Genomic DNA, 17,272 nt, shown 5'->3' with positions numbered 1-17,272 from the left:
GGCCCCCCCCCCCTGCCATATCGACGCTAACGGCGGTAACCTGTGGCTTGGCGGCAATGGCAAGGATGGGGACATTGTCGTCCACCCATCCAGTACTACCGATATTTATAACACCCACAAATCGACCTTTCATGTTGACGGCGACGGCGCCAATGTTTGGTTGGGCGGCAACGGTAAAGACGGTGATTTCGTTATCTTTCCCGCCAATGCCAGTAACAATCACAGTACCGCTAACTCCACCTTCCACGTGGATGGTGACGGCGGCAATCTGTGGCTGGGAGGCAACGGTAAAGATGGTGACATTATGGTCTTTCCATCGAACGCCACCAACAATCATCAAACCAGTAAGGCCACCTTTCACGTCGATGGTAACGGTGGAAATATTTGGCTGGGTGGCAACGGTAAAGACGGAGACCTTGCGATCTTTCCGTCTAACGCCAGCGACAATCACAACACCAGCAAAGCCACCTTTCACTTCGACGGTGACGGCGGCAATCTCTGGTTGGGTGGTAACGGCAAAGACGGCGACCTTATGATCTTCCCGTCCGCCGCTAACGACAACCACAACACATCCAAAGCGACTTTTCATTTCGATGGTAACGGCGGTAACCTTTGGTTGGGTGGCAACGGCACCGATGGCGATATTGTGATGTTCCCCAGTTCCGCCACCAATAATCACGACAGCTCCCAAGCCTCCATACACCTCGACGCAAACGCGGGCGATATTACGCTGCGCAACGCCGACTGCGCCGAGGAGTTTTCGGTTTCTAACTTTACCGAAGCACTGCCCGGCACAGTGATGGTACTGAACGACCGCGGCTTGTTGGACCAGTCGCAATCCACTTACGACACCCGCGTGGTTGGTATCGTGTCTGGCGCTGGCCAATACCGGCCGGGATTGGTATTGGATAAACAGGCAGACGTCGAAAATCGTCGCCCCATCGCCATGATCGGCAAGGTTTCTTGTAAAGCCGTGGCGGTCGGCGGCCCGATTAACGTCGGCGATATGCTTACCAGCTCACACCTACCTGGCCACGCCATGACCGCACGCAATACGCGCAAAGCTTTTGGTGCAATTATCGGCAAGGCTCTCACACCGCTACAGCAAGGCACAGGGATGATTAACGTGTTAGTTAATCTGCAATAAACCTAAAGTATGGAATCGCACGGGTGTTCGCGGCCTGTAAGCAAACTAACTTAAGGCTGCAGAACAACACAGGTTATAAGGAGATGTATTGTGACAAGCGTAAAATCCGTCGCCCAAAACTGTTTGGGCAAACAGCCAACACTTTCTGTAAGAGAAGATATCTTAGGCGTTTACGCCAACGATAACCCTCAGGACAGATCCCTAAAAAAGCAGTTAGATTTAATAGAAAACAAGCCGTTTGTACGAGTGGCCTTAGTTACCCTACAAGGCGCAACACCAACGCTACAACGGGATTTAGATACAGCCAATGAAATTTATCAGCGCGAATGCGATGCATGGATCTATCCCGTCGACAGTATTACCGTAACGCGAAACAACCTGCTGATACTCGACCAAGACGACTGCGGCAGTAGCGGTCACAGCGTTAGTGACGAAGAAGATGAGTTGTTCGACATTGGCCGTAACCTAGGCGCCGATATTGTCGGCTACTATATTAATAGCTCTAATGGCGGCTTTGCCGGTTGTGCGGCGCACCCATCCGGCCGACGCGGTTTTTGGGTTGGCAATTCTGCAAGCCCCCGCACCTGGGCCCACGAATTTTGTCACGTGGTAGGCGACAATAGCCACAGCAATAATTCCAACAATTTAATGTTCACACCCACGGCAAACATTACCAACTTGCCCGCCGATCTTACTAATGGGCAACGCGACGATATTCTGGCGGACCCCGCAATGGAGTCCTGTTAACAGGACATATTAAGGAGAGATATATGACGACTTTTTCAATGGAATTATCGCGCGCACTGGAATCCGATTGTGCCCGCGATATGGAACCCCTAATGAAGGCTAAAAGCGACGACGACTTTAACGGTTTATTAAGTGTTATCGCCGGTAAAGACGTAACACCAAGCACTAAGGTTAAAGCACTGTTTGCACTGGGGCGCTGGGGAAAAAAAGAAGCCGTGGCGACTATTCGCAAACACGTCACCAGCTTAGATGAGCTTGGTAAAGTCAGCGCACTTGATGCACTCGGCCGATTACATTCAACCGAGTCACTGGAAACTGTGCTACAACTCACCAGCGATGCCTCACCACAAGTTAGAAAATTCGCCGTGATTGCCTTGTCGCGTTTTAAAAGCGCCAAAGCGACTAAACAGCTTAAAGTGATGGAAGCGGAAGACGATGAAAACTACGTTCGCTTAACCGCGCGCCGCTATATTGTGCGGGCGGCAGGGGAGGGGAAGTAGGGTTTGTATCGACACAATATTTAATGGGGAGAAGCGCCGCACCCAAGTGAGGCGGCGCAAATCATGTTTGATATTACGCACCACGCTACTCTCACTCGTTAGCTAATATCTTGGCGCGGTTATCTTCACTTCTCTGCTTAAAATATTAATTTAACTATTTACAGGGTCTTTAAAGGGGGCTGCGCCGCAGTAGCTCTGATTAATTATTAGGAGCTACTGCCCAGTAAGCGCTTCTACTACGCCGTCAAAAGCGGCTTTTGTTTCGTAGGGTCCGTTGGACGGGCCAGAGAACAATAGTGGCCAATCATCCGCCCCTTGACGGTTGCTGAAATCTAACAACCAGCTGTCACCGTCCCACAACCCCCATATTGTTACACCGCCACGCAAATGCTGCGGAACTACATCCAGGTAAGTTTTAATGATGGATTTATAACGGGCCTTTTGTAAGGCGGCGGCTTCTGCTGTGTAACTAGGGTATTGCGGGAAAGCCGCGCTGGAATAGGGATTGTTGATAGGGACGTCTAGCTCGGTGATTTTTACTTTCAGTCCACGGTCAACGATAGCTTGAAAAGCACTGGCGATACTGCTGGCGCTTGGCCAATCGACTTGAACGTGCATTTGGAATCCGACACCGTCTATAGGCACATCGTTAGCCAACAAATCGTCTACAAGCAGCAGTAAACAATTAAGTTTACCGCTATTACCACCTTCGGTATCAAAATCGTTGTAGTACAAATCTACACTCGGATCGGCAGCGCGCGCTGCTCGGAAAGCGTTTCCGATATAATCACTGCCTAGGCGTTGGTAAAACAAAGAGTCGCGATAACAGTTGGGCTGGTTTTCATCAATCGCTTCGTTCACCACATCCCAACTGACCACATGCCCTTTGAAGTGATCGGCGATGGTAGTAACGTGATCGTCTAGCATGGTGGCAAAATCGCCAGCGTAACTACTCATCCAGCTCGGCACCTGGTAGTCCGAGTGCCAAATAAAGGTGTGACCGTGAATCGTCAAACCGTTTGCTTCCGCCCAATTGACCATGGTATCTGCATTGTCGAAGGAATAGCTGTTTTCCAAAGGGTGCAAATAACTCATTTTCATGATGTTACCTGCAGTGATTTGGTTGAAATGCTGTTTAATGGTGTTTTGCTTCTCTGGAATCGTAAGGAAGCTTCGGCTTTCGTCGCCCGCCGAAACAGCTATGCCGATCGGAAATTCCGCTAAAGAGTAGAGGTTGCTCGCGGAACCACCGGCACTCGAAGTGGAACTGCTAGAGCTGCTTGATGAAGAACTACTAGAGCTGGAGGAGCTACTTGAAGAAGAGCTACTCGATGAAGAGTCGGTAGAGCTAGAGCCGCCACCGCCACACGCGGTAAGACCAAATAAAGATACAACTAATGTAATAAATAGGAACGATTTCATCCAAACTCCTGACGTTAAAAGTAAGAACGCTAAGAGCAGCGTGTTTTAAGTATCACTCAATAAGCGGTTTTATCAATGTGAAATTGTGTATATTTTGAACCAAAAGATCGCTTCATTTAATGGGGGTCTGTCCTCCATTAAACAAAAAAAGGCAGCCGAAGCTGCCTTTTGGTAAACGCTCGCTATGATTAACGCGTGCGCTTACGGATTTGCTGAAGTGTGCGAAGTTGAGCGGCGGCTTCTGCTAAGCGTGCCGCAGCAGCGCTATAGTCCATACCTTCGCCCTGATTCTTCAACGCATCTTCGGCTTGTTTACGAGCTTCTTCGGCTGCAGCTTCGTCCATGTCGCCTTCGCGCAATGCGGTGTCGGCAAGTACGGTTACAGCGTGCGGCTGAACTTCGAGGTATCCACCAGAAACGTAGTAGATTTCCTCATCACCGTTTTGCTTCTTCAAGCGAACAGGACCCGGCTTAAGGCTGGTGAGTAGTGGGGCGTGGCCGTAGCCAATACCCACGTCACCTTCGGCACCTGCGGCTACCAACAGCTCAACCAATCCAGAGAATATCTCTTTTTCGGCGCTTACGATGTCGCAATGTATGGTCAATGCCATGAGGCGTTCCCCGAATTAAGCTGCTTTACCAGCGATTTTAGCGGCTTTTTCTACAGCTTCGTCGATGCTGCCAACCATGTAGAAAGCCTGCTCTGGAAGGTGATCGTACTCACCAGCCAACAAACCTTTAAAGCCAGAGATGGTATCTTTCAGGCTTACATACTTACCAGGTGAACCGGTAAATACTTCGGCTACGTGGAAAGGCTGTGACAAGAAGCGTTCGATTTTACGCGCGCGGTTTACGGTCAATTTGTCTTCTTCTGACAACTCGTCCATACCCAAGATCGCAATAATATCTTTCAGCTCTTTGAAGCGCTGCAATACGGTTTGAACACCGCGCGCCACTTCGTAGTGCTCGACACCAACGATGAGTGGATCCAACTGACGCGAGGTGGAATCCAACGGATCGATTGCTGGATAAATACCTTTAGAGGCGATATCTCGGCTTAGTACTACGGTGGAGTCCAAGTGAGCAAAGGTGGTGGCTGGCGATGGGTCAGTCAAGTCATCCGCTGGTACGTATACGGCTTGTACCGAGGTAATAGAACCCGACTTAGTGGAGGTAATACGCTCTTGTAGTACACCCATTTCTTCAGCCAAGGTTGGCTGGTAACCCACGGCTGAAGGCATACGACCTAGAAGGGCGGATACTTCGGTACCGGCAAGTGTATAACGGTAGATGTTATCTACGAACAACAGAACGTCACGGCCTTCGTCACGGAATTTTTCGGCCATGGTTAAGCCGGTTAGGGCTACGCGCAGGCGGTTTCCGGGTGGCTCGTTCATCTGGCCGTATACCATCGCAACTTTGTCGAGTACGTTGGATTCTTTCATCTCGTGGTAGAAGTCGTTACCTTCACGAGTACGCTCACCAACGCCGGCGAATACAGAAAGACCACTGTGCTCTTTGGCGATGTTGTTGATGAGTTCCATCATGTTTACGGTTTTACCAACACCGGCACCACCGAACAAACCAACTTTACCACCCTTCGCAAACGGGCAAACTAAGTCGATTACTTTTACGCCGGTTTCGAGTAGTTCAGTAGAGGCGGACAGTTCATCGTAAGCAGGTGCTTTACGGTGAATTGGCATGCGTACTTCTTCGCCGATATCGCCAGCTTCGTCGATCGGGTTACCCAGTACATCCATAATGCGACCTAAAGTCTGAGTACCTACTGGCACAGAGATAGGTTTATGGGTGTTGGTAACTTCTAATCCACGGCTGATTCCTTCGGAACCACCCATGGCGATTGCGCGCACGACGCCATCACCTAGTTGCTGTTGCACTTCCAGAGTCAGACCTTTGCCGACTACAGTCAGTGCGTCGTATATACCGGGAACCGCATCGCGTGGAAATTCCACGTCAATAACAGCACCGATGATTTGTACGATACGTCCGCTACTCATTTTCGCTTCCTCGTATTCCTGAATGTAAAAAATTTCTTAAGGCGGAGGGTTGGAAGGGTGGATCAAAACCTTTACCGACCAAACGTCGGCGCAGAGCCTAATAGGACATATTTACGGCTTGCTTTGATCGACTCTTGTAACCCCTCGCTTGGCACGATGTTCTGCATCGCACCGCCAATGTTTTGTATCTAAGATGTACCTGAAACCCTTATACCGCAGCTGCACCACTAACAATTTCCGACAATTCCTGCGTGATCGCAGCTTGTCGTGCTTTGTTGTAAACCAGTTGCAAACCATCGATAAGGTCGCCAGCGTTGTCGGTTGCGCTCTTCATTGCAATCATTCGCGCAGCCTGTTCACAAGCGCCGTTTTCGACTACCGCTTGGTATACCTGAGATTCGATATAACGAACCATTAAGCCGTCGAGTAAGTCTCGGGCTTCGGGTTCGTATAGGTAATCCCATGCGTGTTTTAGCTTTTCATCACTGCCGGCTTGTAGTGGTAACAACTGTTCGACGCTAGGGCTCTGAGTCATGGTGTTTACAAACTCGTTACCCACGATATAGAGCTTGTCGATCTTGCCGTCTGCAAAAGCGTCCAACATAACCTTTACGCTACCAATAAGGTCGGTAATGGTTGGTTGTTCGCCAATGTCACGCACCTTGGCAACGATGTTGCCGCCAACACTTTTGAAAAATGCTGCGCTCTTGGCACCGATCAAACACAAATCTGTTTGAACGCCCTTGTCTGCCCACTCTTTACTGTGGCGGACGACGGCTTTAAACAAATTGATATTCAAACCACCACAAAGACCACGGTCGGTAGAAACCACAATGTAACCTACGCGTTTAACTTCGCGCTCTTTCAGGTACAGGTGATGGTACTCCGGATTACCGTTGGCAATGTGGCCTACTACCGCGCGTATACGCTGGGCGTAAGGTTTGCCGGTTTCCATGCGCTCTTGTGCTCGGCGCATCTTACTCGCGGCCACCATTTCCATGGCGCTGGTAATCTTTTGAGTGTTTTTGATACTACCGATTTTGGTACGTATCTCTTTTCCGCTCGCCATTTTCTATCTCACTTACCCGATGGAGCAATACCAGATCTGTTTAAAAATCTGGTATTGAGTTCCGTTTGGGAATTACCAAGTTTGGGTGGCTTTAAAGTCGTCTAGCGCTGCTTTCAAACCAGCTGCAATATCGTCGCTGTATGCGCCGGTATTCATATTGGTCATCAAATCCGCGTGACTGCCATTCATGTAGCTCAGCAAAGAATCTTCGAAAGAGCCCAACTTGGCTACTTCAACATCTTTCAGATAGCCTTCGTTAGCGGCATAAACAACAACACCCATTTCCGCTACTGAAAGCGGTGAATATTGCTTCTGCTTCATCAGTTCGGTAACACGCTGACCGTGATCCAACTGCGCTTTAGTCGCTTCATCCAAATCCGAAGCAAACTGCGAGAATGCTGCAAGCTCACGATACTGGGCCAAAGCGGTACGAATACCACCAGAAAGCTTCTTGATAACTTTAGTTTGCGCGGCACCACCAACACGAGATACCGAAACACCGGCGTTCATCGCAGGGCGAATACCCGCGTTAAACAGGTCGGTTTCCAAGAATATCTGACCATCGGTAATCGAGATTACGTTGGTTGGTACGAATGCCGATACGTCACCAGCTTGGGTTTCAATAATTGGCAATGCGGTTAACGAACCAGTTTTGCCTTTTACTTCACCTTTGGTGAACTTCTCTACATAGTCTGCGTTTACGCGAGAGGCGCGCTCCAACAAACGTGAGTGCAAATAGAATACGTCACCAGGGTAGGCTTCACGGCCCGGGGGACGACGCAACAATAATGAGATTTGACGGTAAGCCCAGGCTTGTTTGGTCAAATCATCATAGATAATCAATGCATCTTCACCGCGATCGCGATAGTACTCGCCCATGGTACAGCCGGCAAAAGGTGCCAAAAACTGCATAGCGGCTGGGTCGGAAGCAGTAGCCGCAACAACAATGGTGTGATCCATTGCGCCGTGCTCTTCTAGCTTACGAACCACGGCAGCAACTGAAGAGGCTTTCTGACCAATAGCGACGTAGACACACTTAATGCCTGTGCCTTTTTGGTTGATGATGGCGTCAACCGCAACGGCTGTTTTACCGGTTTGACGGTCACCAATGATCAACTCGCGCTGACCACGGCCGATTGGCACCATGGTATCAACGGCTTTAAGACCAATTTGTACTGGCTGATCAACTGACTGACGCTCAATTACGCCAGGTGCAATTTTTTCAATCGCGTCGGTAAGGTCGGTTTTAATCGGACCTTTACCGTCGATTGGGTTACCCAAAGCATCGACAACGCGACCTTGTAGAGCAGGGCCAACCGGTACTTCAAGAATTCGACCGGTACATTTACAGGTTTGGCCTTCCGCCACGCCCTGGTAATCACCTAGAACAACGGCACCAACGGAGTCGCGCTCCAAGTTCAAAGCGATACCGTAAATACCGCCGTCAAATTCGATCATCTCACCGTACATAACGTCGGCTAGACCGTGAATACGAATAATACCGTCGGATACTGAAACCACGGTACCTTCGTTTTGCGCTTCACTCGATACCGTAAGGCTATCGATGCGCGATTTAATAATGTCACTGATTTCTGATGGGTTCAGCTGTTGCATCTGTTGTTCCCTACCTAGTTTTAGGGGTTAAATACGCGGCGCTTTCAGGGGCGCTGCCATTTACGCGAACATTCTGTTCTGTGCTCTTGCGAGCCTTAATACTTTGCTGCGCTTAACCTTGCATCGCTTCGGCTAGTTTCGCCAAGCGTCCACGCACAGAGCGATCGATCACAGTATCGCCAGCGCGAATTACTGCGCCTCCCAACAAGCTACTATCGACAGCAGTTTGCAAGGTGACTTTACGATCAAGCTTTTTGCTTAGGGCTTCGGCTAATTTGGTTTGCAGCTCTGGGCTAATCTCAAATGCAGACTGAACGTCGACATCGATCGCCTTTTCTTGATTAGCTTTATACAGTTCAAACAAGGCTTGGACCTGAGCTAACAGATCTAGGCGATTGTTGTCGGCTAATACATGCAAAAAGTTTTGTTGCTTTTCGCCGAGCTGGTCACCACATACCTCGATAAACGCGCTAGCTTTTTCATTTGCCGTTAACGCAGGCGAAGACAGCACCTTGCGGATACTGTCTTGCAGGCTAACGTTGGCAGCGTTTGTCAGGGCGTTGGACCAACCCTGTAAATCACCGCCATCGCGGGCAAATTCAAAAGCAGCTCGTGCATAGGGTCGCGCGAGTGTTATCAGTTCTGCCATTAGATTCTGGCCTCCGCTTAAAGCTCTGCAGCCAGTTTATCGAGCATGGCGTTGTGCGAGCTGGCATCGATACTCGATTCCAACACTTTTTCAGCGCCGGCTAGAGCCAATGCTGCAACTTTGCCACGCAACTCTTCGCGAGCTTGGCTAACTTCGCGGGCAACCTCTGCTTGCGCAGCGGTTTTAATGCGATCAGCTTCGGCGCGAGCCTGTTCTTTAGCTTCTTCTACTATCTGACTACCACGCTTATTAGCTTGGTCGATAATAGTTGCTGCTTGTTCTTTCGCTTTATGGAGCTTTTTCTTGGCTTCTTTCTTTGCCAATTCAAGATCCTTATCAGCGCGATCTGCAGCTTCTAGGCCATCCGCGATACGTTGTTCGCGTTGAACCATAATGCCGATCAGCGCAGGCCACACGTATTTCATGCAAAACAGCACGAAAACGATAAAGGTAAGCGATTGACCAATGAGCGTTAGGTTGATATTCACACCTACACCTCTTTAATTTGGGATTAATCGGAGTGTTTATTAACCTACCATGCCTGGGGCAACGGCGAAGATTAGGTACATACCGATACCCACACCAATCATTGGAACCGCATCAAGTAGACCAGCCATCAGGAACATTTTGCCCTGTAGAGCAGGACCTTGTTCTGGTTGACGGGCAGAACCTTCTAATAATTTGCCACCCAAAGTACCAAAACCAATCGCGGTACCCAGTGCGCCCAAACCGATCAAAAGTGCTGCTGCGATATAAACCAAAGCTTGTGCTTCCATTGTTATCTCCTGTTATTAAGTAAAAATATAAAAAGTTAAAAGTTAAGGTTGAGATTCGAAATTCTTTAGTGTTCTTCGTCGTGGATGTCGTGAGCCATCGCCATATATACGGTGGTTAGTACCATGAAGATAAACGCCTGCAAGGTAATAACTAAAATATGGAATACCGCCCATGCCCACTGCAGCAAACCACCAACAAGACCAAGCACTAAGCCGACGCTGAACAACAGAGCAATCAAAATAAAGATCATTTCACCTGCATACATGTTGCCGAACAATCGTAAGCCCAGAGAAATAGGTTTGGCGATTAGCGCTACGGTTTCGAGTAAGAAGTTAATTGGTACCAGAATAATATTTAAGTACCACAATTTTGGCGGGGCAAAGAAAGGGTGGCAGGTTAGCTCTTTTATAAAGCCCCAAGCGCCTTTCTCTTTAATACTAAAACCTATCATTAATAGGAATACTGTAATCGACATACCCAAGGTAACATTGGGGTCGGTAGTAGGGACAACCTTAAAGAACAAATGGCTGTCACCGCTAATCTTCTGTGCCACAAACGGCAACCAGTCGACGGGGAACAAGTCCATAAGGTTCATCATAAACACCCAGGTGAATATGGTGAGCGCCATCGGAGCGACGAAACGATTCTTGTGGTGAAAGATATCGCTCACGGTGGAGTTGATAAAATCAAATATCAATTCAACAAAACTTTGCAAACCGCGTGGCGTATCACTGCTGGCAGTTTTGGCAACGCGGCGAAAGGTGAAGCCAAGCAACAACGCTAAGAACAAACCCCAACCCAGGGAGTCCAAATGCAGTGCCATAAAGCCCATATCTTTCGCTTCGGCTGAACTATGCGCCAAGGTCCATGTGTCCTGTTCAAGAACACTCATGGTGCCATCGGCTTGGTGACGGTGATAACCGGCTGGCAACTTGCCATAAGTCATGTTTTGGAGGTGGTGCTGGATATAGTCTGTCGCGCTGACTGTTCCTTCGCTACTGGCCATAGTGGGTGTTACACCTGTTCTAAGTTAAAAATTCTTTGTATCTCGCCGCCGCAGCCACGAGCTATTTAATTTGTTGTATAAAAAGTGACGCGATTAGCGTCTATGGCGGAGGCTAGTCAGCCACTTGCTGGTGACAAAACTGGCGAGCCACCACTGCAGCATTAACATGCTGCAAAACCCGGTAAAAAATAACGGTGTATGCAAAGGCTGCACAAACCGAAATACAAGAGCAAAACCAAGGCAAACTAAGGCAAACTTCCCGGACTCTCCCCACTTTAGGGATTTTACGACCCAGTAGCTGGAGCGCGCGCCGGTATAGCGAAAAGCGTAGAGGGTAAAGTAGGCGTTAGGCAAAATATAAACAATTGCACCCAACGAAAAGGAATATGCGAACAGCATATCTACAACCAGAAGTACCAGAGCGACGGGCACCACAACAACCAGCTGGACTGCAATACTTGCCAGAGCTGGAGATTTCATCGCTTTAGTCTGCTGATCCACAATCGCGGCTCTTTGTGTTGGCTGCTTGTTGACTGTGTCTCGCGGTGTTGACGCTGGTAAGCACCATCACACACTTCGGCTAGACCCAAGCCACGCTCCTCGACGCTAAGTATCGGTAGCCAAGTAAAACAAATCCTCAACCATCGGGTCAGGCTGCTAAATCTGTTAAAGCTACGTCGAATTCTAGGGGAGTAAAACGCGGATTTGGTTCTAAATTGCACCTTCTTTACACCGTATACGCCCGTATCCGCACAAAGTTCCAGCAGTTAACGGGCGGAAGCGATTATAGGGAGATTGACACCTAGGTTCAACTACCAACTTCGTCTATCTCCGCTCTTGTGCGTTTATTTCTTCAGAGCGGCAACCGCATCGTAACAAGGTTTGCGCTTGTATTCGCGATCAAAAAGCAAAGGATAGTTGGTTCGGCCCCTGACCGGAAAATCATTTTTCCAGGATTCCTTGTCACCAGTACCCCAAAAGGTGACGCGTTCAATATCATCACGGTACTTAAGAAATAGTTTGAAAAGATCGCTATAACGGCTGGCAAGTTTCGCCTCGATCTCCGCCGGAAGGCCTTTAGTATAAGGGTTTAGTTGGTCGGAATACTCAAAATTGGTAGATATTTCTGCACCAATATGATCCCACGCAGCCGGTAATACATCGACATCTAACTCGGTAATATGGACACGCATCCCCTCAGCAGCAAAGGCTTTGATGCTGTCTTCCAATTCTTTTATCGACGGGTAATCCAGGGCGACATGGCCCTGCATGCCGATACCTTGAATCGGTACACCACGCTTTTTAAGGTCGCGCACCATTTTCACAACAAAATCACGCTTATCAGGGTTGTGCATATTGTAGTCGTTGTAAATCAGGTGAGCATTTGGGTCTATTTCATGGGCGGTGTTAAAAGCCAAATCGACAAACTTTGGACCGATGATGTTAAACCAGGGGCTCTTGCGCCAGCCATTACCCTCATCCACGGCCTCGTTTAATACATCCCAAGCGGATATTTTACCTTTGTAACGTCCGGCAAGCTGCTCAATATGATCAACCATACGAGCTTTCAGCTTTCTGGCGTTAATGTCTTTACCTTTGGCGTTCTTGAATACCCAGTCTGGTACTTGTGAATGCCAAACCAGCACATGACCGAGAATATACATATTCTGGCTAGCGCCAAAGGCCATAAATTTATCGGGGATTTCCCAGTCCCACTTTCCCTGTTCTGGGTTCAAACGCTCCCACTTCATGTTGTTTTCCATGGTGATAGCGTTAAATTCTTTTGCTATTAACCCCATAAATTTCGGATCGGCCGCACGCATATTTGCGCCGCTTATCGCTGTTCCTATCTTAAAGTCCTTCGCGTAAAGATCTTTTAACCCTGTTTCTGTGGCAGCAGTAAATGCCGCATGACTCTTTATGGATGCAAGATTTAGGCTTGCAAGACCAGAGCCGGCGACGGTGCCTTTTAGAAATTGACGGCGAGTACTAACCATAACGCGGAACCTCGAAAATTTTTGGATAAACCCAGCAAGTATAGTCGACTAATTTGGGGGCAGCCAACTTCACACACAGTGATTTACTCGGTTCTAGCTAATGGCTATTTGTCGTACAAGGAACCGTGAACTACACTCAAATTACTGTGTTTTAAGCTTTATTATCTTCATTTTCCGCTGGAATACCCTACATGCGCTTCCCTCTAATTTCCTATTTTACTTTTGTTTGTATTGCGCTTGGCACCGCACAGGTAACGACCGCAGCAGAGCGAATAAGGGCAACGCAGTCAAGCCACCCTTTAGATGCTTACGCTATTGGGGCATTAAAGCTTGCTGTCTCAAAGCTAGATGGCCGCTATTCTTTAGAGGTTCTACAAAACCAATACACCCAGAGCCGTGCAATAGAAGAGTTAGAGTCTGGCAATATGGAGGTTATGTGGCTGGCGAGTAATAACGAAGTTGAAGAAAGGCTTCGACCGGTGCGGTTCCCGCTATTAAAAGGATTGTTAGGTCACCGCATTAATATCATCAACCCAAACCACCAAAGTCGGTTTGATAGAGTTAAAGCACGGGAAGATGTTTCCCAATTAAGTTTTGGTCAGGGTATAGGTTGGCCAGATGTGGCGATATTGGAAGCAAATGGTTTAAATGTAGTAACGACAAGTAAATACAATAGTCTTTTCTATATGGTAGAAGGTGGACGTTTTGACGGTTTTCCGAGAGGTGTTTTGGAACCCTGGATCGAGCTGGATTCTAGGCCTGAACTCGATCTTACGGTAGAGAAAAACCTGGTGTTTGTTTACACATTGCCGTTTTATCTATTCGTTGCGAGGGACAACCGCGAATTAGCTGAAGCGCTTCAGAGGGGCTTAGATATCGCCTTAGAAGATGGCAGTTTTGACGAATATTTTTTCAATGACGATATGGTTAAATCCGCAATTAAACGCTCTAATTTAGACGCTAGAATAAAATTTCCGTTAACAAATCCGGAGCTTAATAAAAACACCCCGCTGGATCGAAAAGAGTATTGGTTAGATGTTAGTGCCGCTCAAAATTAGCATTAACCTCAGTCCGCAAAGTATCCGATCACTCGTCGCGAAGCGACTCTCCACGCTCGATTTTCAAGGTAACAAAAGCGCAAAAAGGAATAGGGGTCTACCACTCCTCAATGCGCTCAACTACCACCGGTCTTAGACTATCACCGGCCTTACTTGACACTCTTTATTATTCTTTTTCTTTCTGCTGTTTTTAATTGGTTTATTTTTTTATAAACCTGTTGTGCCAGCCCGTAAACAGCAATATAGGAAATTAGTATTTAAATTAAAGATATAAAAGAGGTTAATTAATTTAGTTTTTGATCTAGTAAGAAAAGAAGACGGGTAATTGTATACGGTTGTTTAGGTAGGTTTCTAAATCTAAATCAAACATTCACCGTTTTATTACAATATTGTTTACCAATTTATCGATAGATTTAGAGTTTAATTATTAATTTAATTTAGTATAAAAAAAGCGGCTAAAAAGCCGCTTTTTTTATATCTTTAGTAAAACATTTTTTACACTAGAAGTTTGGTAATTCATCAAGTGTTATCACGTTTTCGTGGTTATAGACGTGTGATTTATGGGCGTTAGTATTGTAGTACTCACCCGTCCAAAAATTATTGGAATTTGTCACGCCTTCTGCCGAATCGCCATCATTCCAAACCACAAACCATAACCACCAAGCACCATCGTTCTGTATCGCGTCTGGATCAGGAATATTACTATTTTCACTTAGGGCAACCATTGTTTGCGATGATGAGTAGGCGGCTGCGGTATCATAGCGCTGTTGCTGCGAACTATAGGTTTGTGCCTGATCGTAAATATCTTCACTAATAATATCGACATAGGCATCACCCGGATACCAAAGAGCACTTTGACCATTCCATACCCAAATAAGGTTGTTTAGGCCATGGTCATTGGTCAAGCGGTCATAGAGATGTTTCCATAAAAGTATTTGTGCATAACCAGGGTCAATACCATCAGTACGCGGGCGTCCCCACCAAAACCATCCGCCAGATGCTTCGTGTATTGGACGCCATAAAACCGGTACGCCAGCCGCTTGTAGGTCTTTCAACTCTTCAGCGATAACATCGATATCTGCGTCAATCTCACTAAAGTATGTACTGTTGGTATCGATCTGCCCGTTTGCTACCGGAATTTGGTAAGTGGAGTTGTCGCTGTAAAAATCATCAGAAACACGTGACGGGTCACGCCAATGCCAACAGAAGGTTACCAAACCACCTCTATCGGCGTGGGTTATCGCTTCCGCTGTTTGATTCATGCCACTGCCGTAATTACGGGTGTAGTTCATAAAATCGTAACCCATAATCGCGGGCGCTTTACCTGTATCGTTGATTACACGTTGGTACATATCAACAGAGTCTTTCCAGGTTAGATCCTGCTGGCCCGATAGGGTTTTACTACCCCATATCGAACGCAAGTAATCATATACAGCTTCAGTTTTAGCATCGGCATTCGGATTGATCAGATTTTCTGACATTGATGTTTGATTGCCGTCTCTGTTCGCAGGGCAAAAACTCTCAGACATACAAAGCTGGCCGTCTTCGTATCCCCAAGAACCATTATCTACAGAACAATAGTTGTAGCTACTGGTACCACTGATACAACCATTGAAATCGCCACGATCTGGGTCTTGAGCGGAATTACGAACTAAACATGAAGCATTATTCTCCCAACCCCAGCCATCACCATCCGGGTCTACACCAGCTTCGGTGCAATAAACCGTGCCGTTTGATGCGTGAGTGGGTTGCGTGGAACCACTTGAACTTGAGGAAGAACTACTGCTACTACTAGATGAACTACTACTAGAAGATGAGCTTGTTGAGGTACTACTTGAAGAAGAGTTTGTACTAGAGGTGGTGCTCGTTGACGAGCTGCTACTAGAAGACGATGACGAACTCGACGATGAACTACCGGTATCCGGGGTTTTAGTACCGCCAGAACCACCACAGGCACTAATTGCAGTGCAAATGGCGAAAACACAAAAAATACGGAAAAGCTTCATTAAATCTCCTTGATTTAACCTCAATCAGACAGCGAGACTCTCAACGTAAAACGAGCCCCCAGATAAACCAACAACTAAGTTTGATGGCACCAAAAACAACATAAAAACCAAAGTGGAAAACATTGTATACATAATATACAACCGATACCACTGAACTGGTCAGAACTGTAACCGATTACATTTAACGTTTCAAATTTACTTTGTAATGGATTTCAGGAAAAAATCAAACGCTTGTTATAAGGGGGATTGGTCGCTTACAAATCTAAGACTTGTAACCGAGATGTTCCAAAATGCCATCCAGCTCATCTAGGCTATTGTATTTTAGAATCAATTTACCTTTGCCTTTTGCGTTGTGCTGAATCATCACGGGCACACCTACCTTATCACCCAGCGCTTCTTCTAACTTCTGGATATCTTTATCTGTGGTTTCGGTTGGTGTGTCTGTCTCAGTGGCTTCTTGTTGGGTTTTTCTGACAAGTGCTTCAGCTTGACGTACAGATAAACCCTTGGCAACAATCTGTCGGGCTAAACGTTTTTGGGCACCAGCTTCTAGGGGTAGTAAACACCTTGCGTGGCCCATCTCTAAATCGCCATGCTCAAGTAGTTTACGAACTTCATCGGTGAGATTTAGTAAGCGCAACAGGTTCGTTACGGTGGTGCGAGACTTACCAACGGCCTCGGCCACTTCTTGTTGAGTTAAGCTAAATTCTTCCTGCAATCGCTTAAGTGCCATTGCTTCTTCAACGGGGTTTAGGTCTTCCCGTTGAATATTTTCGATAAGCGCCATGGCGATTGCAGTTTCGTCTGAAACATCGCGAATGACCGCTGGGATGGTATCTATTCCAGCCATTTGCGTGGCGCGCCAGCGCCGTTCACCCGCAATAATTTCGTACTTATCAGCCGCTACTGCACGTACAACAATCGGCTGCATAACCCCTTGCGCTTTGATCGACTCGGCTAATTCTTCGAGGGCTTCTGGGTGCATATCGCGGCGCGGTTGATACTTACCACGTTGAAGAAATTCGACTGGCAAATCCCGCAGCACGCCATTTTTACTCGTATCTGGCGAGGTGATTTCTGCAACTACTTCGGTGGCCGCCTTTATCGCTTCGACTGGTGTTTGCCCTGGGGTATTGTTACCGCCGAGTAGGGCATCTAAGCCGCGACCTAAACCTTTACGTTTTGCCATTGTAAATCTAGAACCTCAATGTGAGTTGAACACCACGAACCGCCAAATCATTAAAGATTGGCCTTGGGTGAAC

General features: G+C 47.4%; 17 protein-coding genes. 4 read left to right on the top strand and 13 right to left on the bottom strand.

Features of this window, described 5'->3' with window-relative positions:
• From IDZ20_RS14210 to IDZ20_RS14200, 3 genes are all read left to right on the top strand, one after another.
• The coding region (locus IDZ20_RS14210; protein ID WP_223144978.1) for a hypothetical protein at window positions 1-1,147 on the top strand (1,147 nt) is incomplete at its 5' end.
• A gap of 90 nt (window positions 1,148-1,237) precedes the next feature.
• Window positions 1,238-1,894, top strand: coding sequence for a hypothetical protein (locus IDZ20_RS14205; protein WP_188152090.1), 657 nt, complete (start codon window positions 1,238-1,240; stop codon window positions 1,892-1,894).
• 23 nt (window positions 1,895-1,917) lie between these two features.
• Window positions 1,918-2,394, top strand: a complete 477-nt coding sequence (locus tag IDZ20_RS14200) for a HEAT repeat domain-containing protein (RefSeq protein WP_188152089.1) — start codon at window positions 1,918-1,920, stop codon at window positions 2,392-2,394.
• Window positions 2,395-2,607: 213 nt separating this feature from the next.
• On the opposite strand, the gene IDZ20_RS14195 is transcribed toward IDZ20_RS14200, so the two are convergent.
• The 11 genes from IDZ20_RS14195 to IDZ20_RS14145 all read right to left on the bottom strand — a co-directional run bounded on the left by IDZ20_RS14195 (window position 2,608) and on the right by IDZ20_RS14145 (window position 12,946).
• Window positions 2,608-3,816: an endo-1,4-beta-xylanase gene (locus tag IDZ20_RS14195; protein ID WP_188152088.1), complete on the bottom strand. Its 1,209-nt coding sequence runs from the start codon at window positions 3,814-3,816 to the stop codon at window positions 2,608-2,610.
• A 188-nt stretch (window positions 3,817-4,004) separates the two neighbouring features.
• A complete protein-coding gene (locus tag IDZ20_RS14190) occupies window positions 4,005-4,427 on the bottom strand; it encodes a F0F1 ATP synthase subunit epsilon (protein WP_188152087.1) in 423 nt (140 codons plus the stop codon).
• A gap of 15 nt (window positions 4,428-4,442) precedes the next feature.
• Window positions 4,443-5,834 (bottom strand): F0F1 ATP synthase subunit beta, encoded by a 1,392-nt coding sequence (atpD, locus tag IDZ20_RS14185; protein WP_188152086.1) that lies wholly within the window; start codon window positions 5,832-5,834, stop codon window positions 4,443-4,445.
• A 208-nt stretch (window positions 5,835-6,042) separates the two neighbouring features.
• On the bottom strand, window positions 6,043-6,903 hold the full coding sequence (atpG, locus tag IDZ20_RS14180; protein WP_188152085.1) for a F0F1 ATP synthase subunit gamma: 861 nt from the start codon (window positions 6,901-6,903) through the stop codon (window positions 6,043-6,045).
• Between the two features lie 72 nt (window positions 6,904-6,975).
• Window positions 6,976-8,517, bottom strand: a complete 1,542-nt coding sequence (gene atpA / locus IDZ20_RS14175; RefSeq protein ID WP_188152084.1) for a F0F1 ATP synthase subunit alpha — start codon at window positions 8,515-8,517, stop codon at window positions 6,976-6,978.
• A 112-nt stretch (window positions 8,518-8,629) separates the two neighbouring features.
• Window positions 8,630-9,166 carry a F0F1 ATP synthase subunit delta gene (locus IDZ20_RS14170; protein ID WP_188152083.1) on the bottom strand — a complete coding sequence of 179 codons (537 nt, stop codon included), beginning with the start codon at window positions 9,164-9,166 and terminating at the stop codon, window positions 8,630-8,632.
• Between the two features lie 17 nt (window positions 9,167-9,183).
• Window positions 9,184-9,654 (bottom strand): F0F1 ATP synthase subunit B, encoded by a 471-nt coding sequence (locus IDZ20_RS14165; protein ID WP_188152082.1) that lies wholly within the window; start codon window positions 9,652-9,654, stop codon window positions 9,184-9,186.
• Window positions 9,655-9,693: 39 nt separating this feature from the next.
• Window positions 9,694-9,942, bottom strand: coding sequence for a F0F1 ATP synthase subunit C (atpE, locus tag IDZ20_RS14160; RefSeq protein ID WP_075184772.1), 249 nt, complete (start codon window positions 9,940-9,942; stop codon window positions 9,694-9,696).
• 65 nt (window positions 9,943-10,007) lie between these two features.
• Window positions 10,008-10,949 (bottom strand): F0F1 ATP synthase subunit A, encoded by a 942-nt coding sequence (gene atpB / locus IDZ20_RS14155; RefSeq protein ID WP_188152081.1) that lies wholly within the window; start codon window positions 10,947-10,949, stop codon window positions 10,008-10,010.
• Window positions 10,950-11,042: 93 nt separating this feature from the next.
• On the bottom strand, window positions 11,043-11,450 hold the full coding sequence (locus IDZ20_RS14150; protein ID WP_245792341.1) for an ATP synthase subunit I: 408 nt from the start codon (window positions 11,448-11,450) through the stop codon (window positions 11,043-11,045).
• A 344-nt stretch (window positions 11,451-11,794) separates the two neighbouring features.
• Window positions 11,795-12,946, bottom strand: a complete 1,152-nt coding sequence (locus tag IDZ20_RS14145; protein ID WP_188152080.1) for an endo-1,4-beta-xylanase — start codon at window positions 12,944-12,946, stop codon at window positions 11,795-11,797.
• Window positions 12,947-13,137: 191 nt separating this feature from the next.
• Here IDZ20_RS14145 and IDZ20_RS14140 point away from each other — a divergent pair, with 191 nt between their 5' ends.
• On the top strand, window positions 13,138-14,004 hold the full coding sequence (locus IDZ20_RS14140) for a type 2 periplasmic-binding domain-containing protein (protein ID WP_188152079.1): 867 nt from the start codon (window positions 13,138-13,140) through the stop codon (window positions 14,002-14,004).
• A gap of 500 nt (window positions 14,005-14,504) precedes the next feature.
• Here IDZ20_RS14140 and IDZ20_RS14135 read toward each other — a convergent pair whose 3' ends face one another.
• Window positions 14,505-16,010 carry a glycosyl hydrolase gene (locus IDZ20_RS14135; RefSeq protein WP_188152078.1) on the bottom strand — a complete coding sequence of 502 codons (1,506 nt, stop codon included), beginning with the start codon at window positions 16,008-16,010 and terminating at the stop codon, window positions 14,505-14,507.
• Window positions 16,011-16,272: 262 nt separating this feature from the next.
• Window positions 16,273-17,199, bottom strand: a complete 927-nt coding sequence (locus IDZ20_RS14130; protein ID WP_188152077.1) for a ParB/RepB/Spo0J family partition protein — start codon at window positions 17,197-17,199, stop codon at window positions 16,273-16,275.
• Window positions 17,200-17,272 lie beyond the last annotated feature (73 nt).

Source organism: Teredinibacter waterburyi, assembly GCF_001922985.1.
GTDB lineage: Bacteria > Pseudomonadota > Gammaproteobacteria > Pseudomonadales > Cellvibrionaceae > Teredinibacter > Teredinibacter waterburyi.
The sequence above is the reverse complement of the archived record's forward strand: the minus strand, read 5'-3'. Positions and strand labels throughout refer to the sequence as shown.

Bases quoted from the DNA above. Each gene is read 5' to 3' on its own strand.
- IDZ20_RS14140 (WP_188152079.1), top strand. From the start codon at position 13,138: ATGCGCTTCCCTCTAATTTCCTATTTTACTTTTGTTTGTATTGCGCTT.
- IDZ20_RS14200 (WP_188152089.1), top strand. From the start codon at position 1,918: ATGACGACTTTTTCAATGGAATTATCGCGCGCACTGGAATCCGATTGT.
- IDZ20_RS14170 (WP_188152083.1), bottom strand. From the start codon at position 9,166: ATGGCAGAACTGATAACACTCGCGCGACCCTATGCACGAGCTGCTTTT.
- IDZ20_RS14190 (WP_188152087.1), bottom strand. From the start codon at position 4,427: ATGGCATTGACCATACATTGCGACATCGTAAGCGCCGAAAAAGAGATA.
- atpG (WP_188152085.1), bottom strand. From the start codon at position 6,903: ATGGCGAGCGGAAAAGAGATACGTACCAAAATCGGTAGTATCAAAAAC.
- IDZ20_RS14135 (WP_188152078.1), bottom strand. From the start codon at position 16,010: ATGAAGCTTTTCCGTATTTTTTGTGTTTTCGCCATTTGCACTGCAATT.
- IDZ20_RS14195 (WP_188152088.1), bottom strand. From the start codon at position 3,816: ATGAAATCGTTCCTATTTATTACATTAGTTGTATCTTTATTTGGTCTT.
- IDZ20_RS14130 (WP_188152077.1), bottom strand. From the start codon at position 17,199: ATGGCAAAACGTAAAGGTTTAGGTCGCGGCTTAGATGCCCTACTCGGC.
- IDZ20_RS14145 (WP_188152080.1), bottom strand. From the start codon at position 12,946: ATGGTTAGTACTCGCCGTCAATTTCTAAAAGGCACCGTCGCCGGCTCT.
- atpA (WP_188152084.1), bottom strand. From the start codon at position 8,517: ATGCAACAGCTGAACCCATCAGAAATCAGTGACATTATTAAATCGCGC.
- atpE (WP_075184772.1), bottom strand. From the start codon at position 9,942: ATGGAAGCACAAGCTTTGGTTTATATCGCAGCAGCACTTTTGATCGGT.
- atpD (WP_188152086.1), bottom strand. From the start codon at position 5,834: ATGAGTAGCGGACGTATCGTACAAATCATCGGTGCTGTTATTGACGTG.
- atpB (WP_188152081.1), bottom strand. From the start codon at position 10,949: ATGGCCAGTAGCGAAGGAACAGTCAGCGCGACAGACTATATCCAGCAC.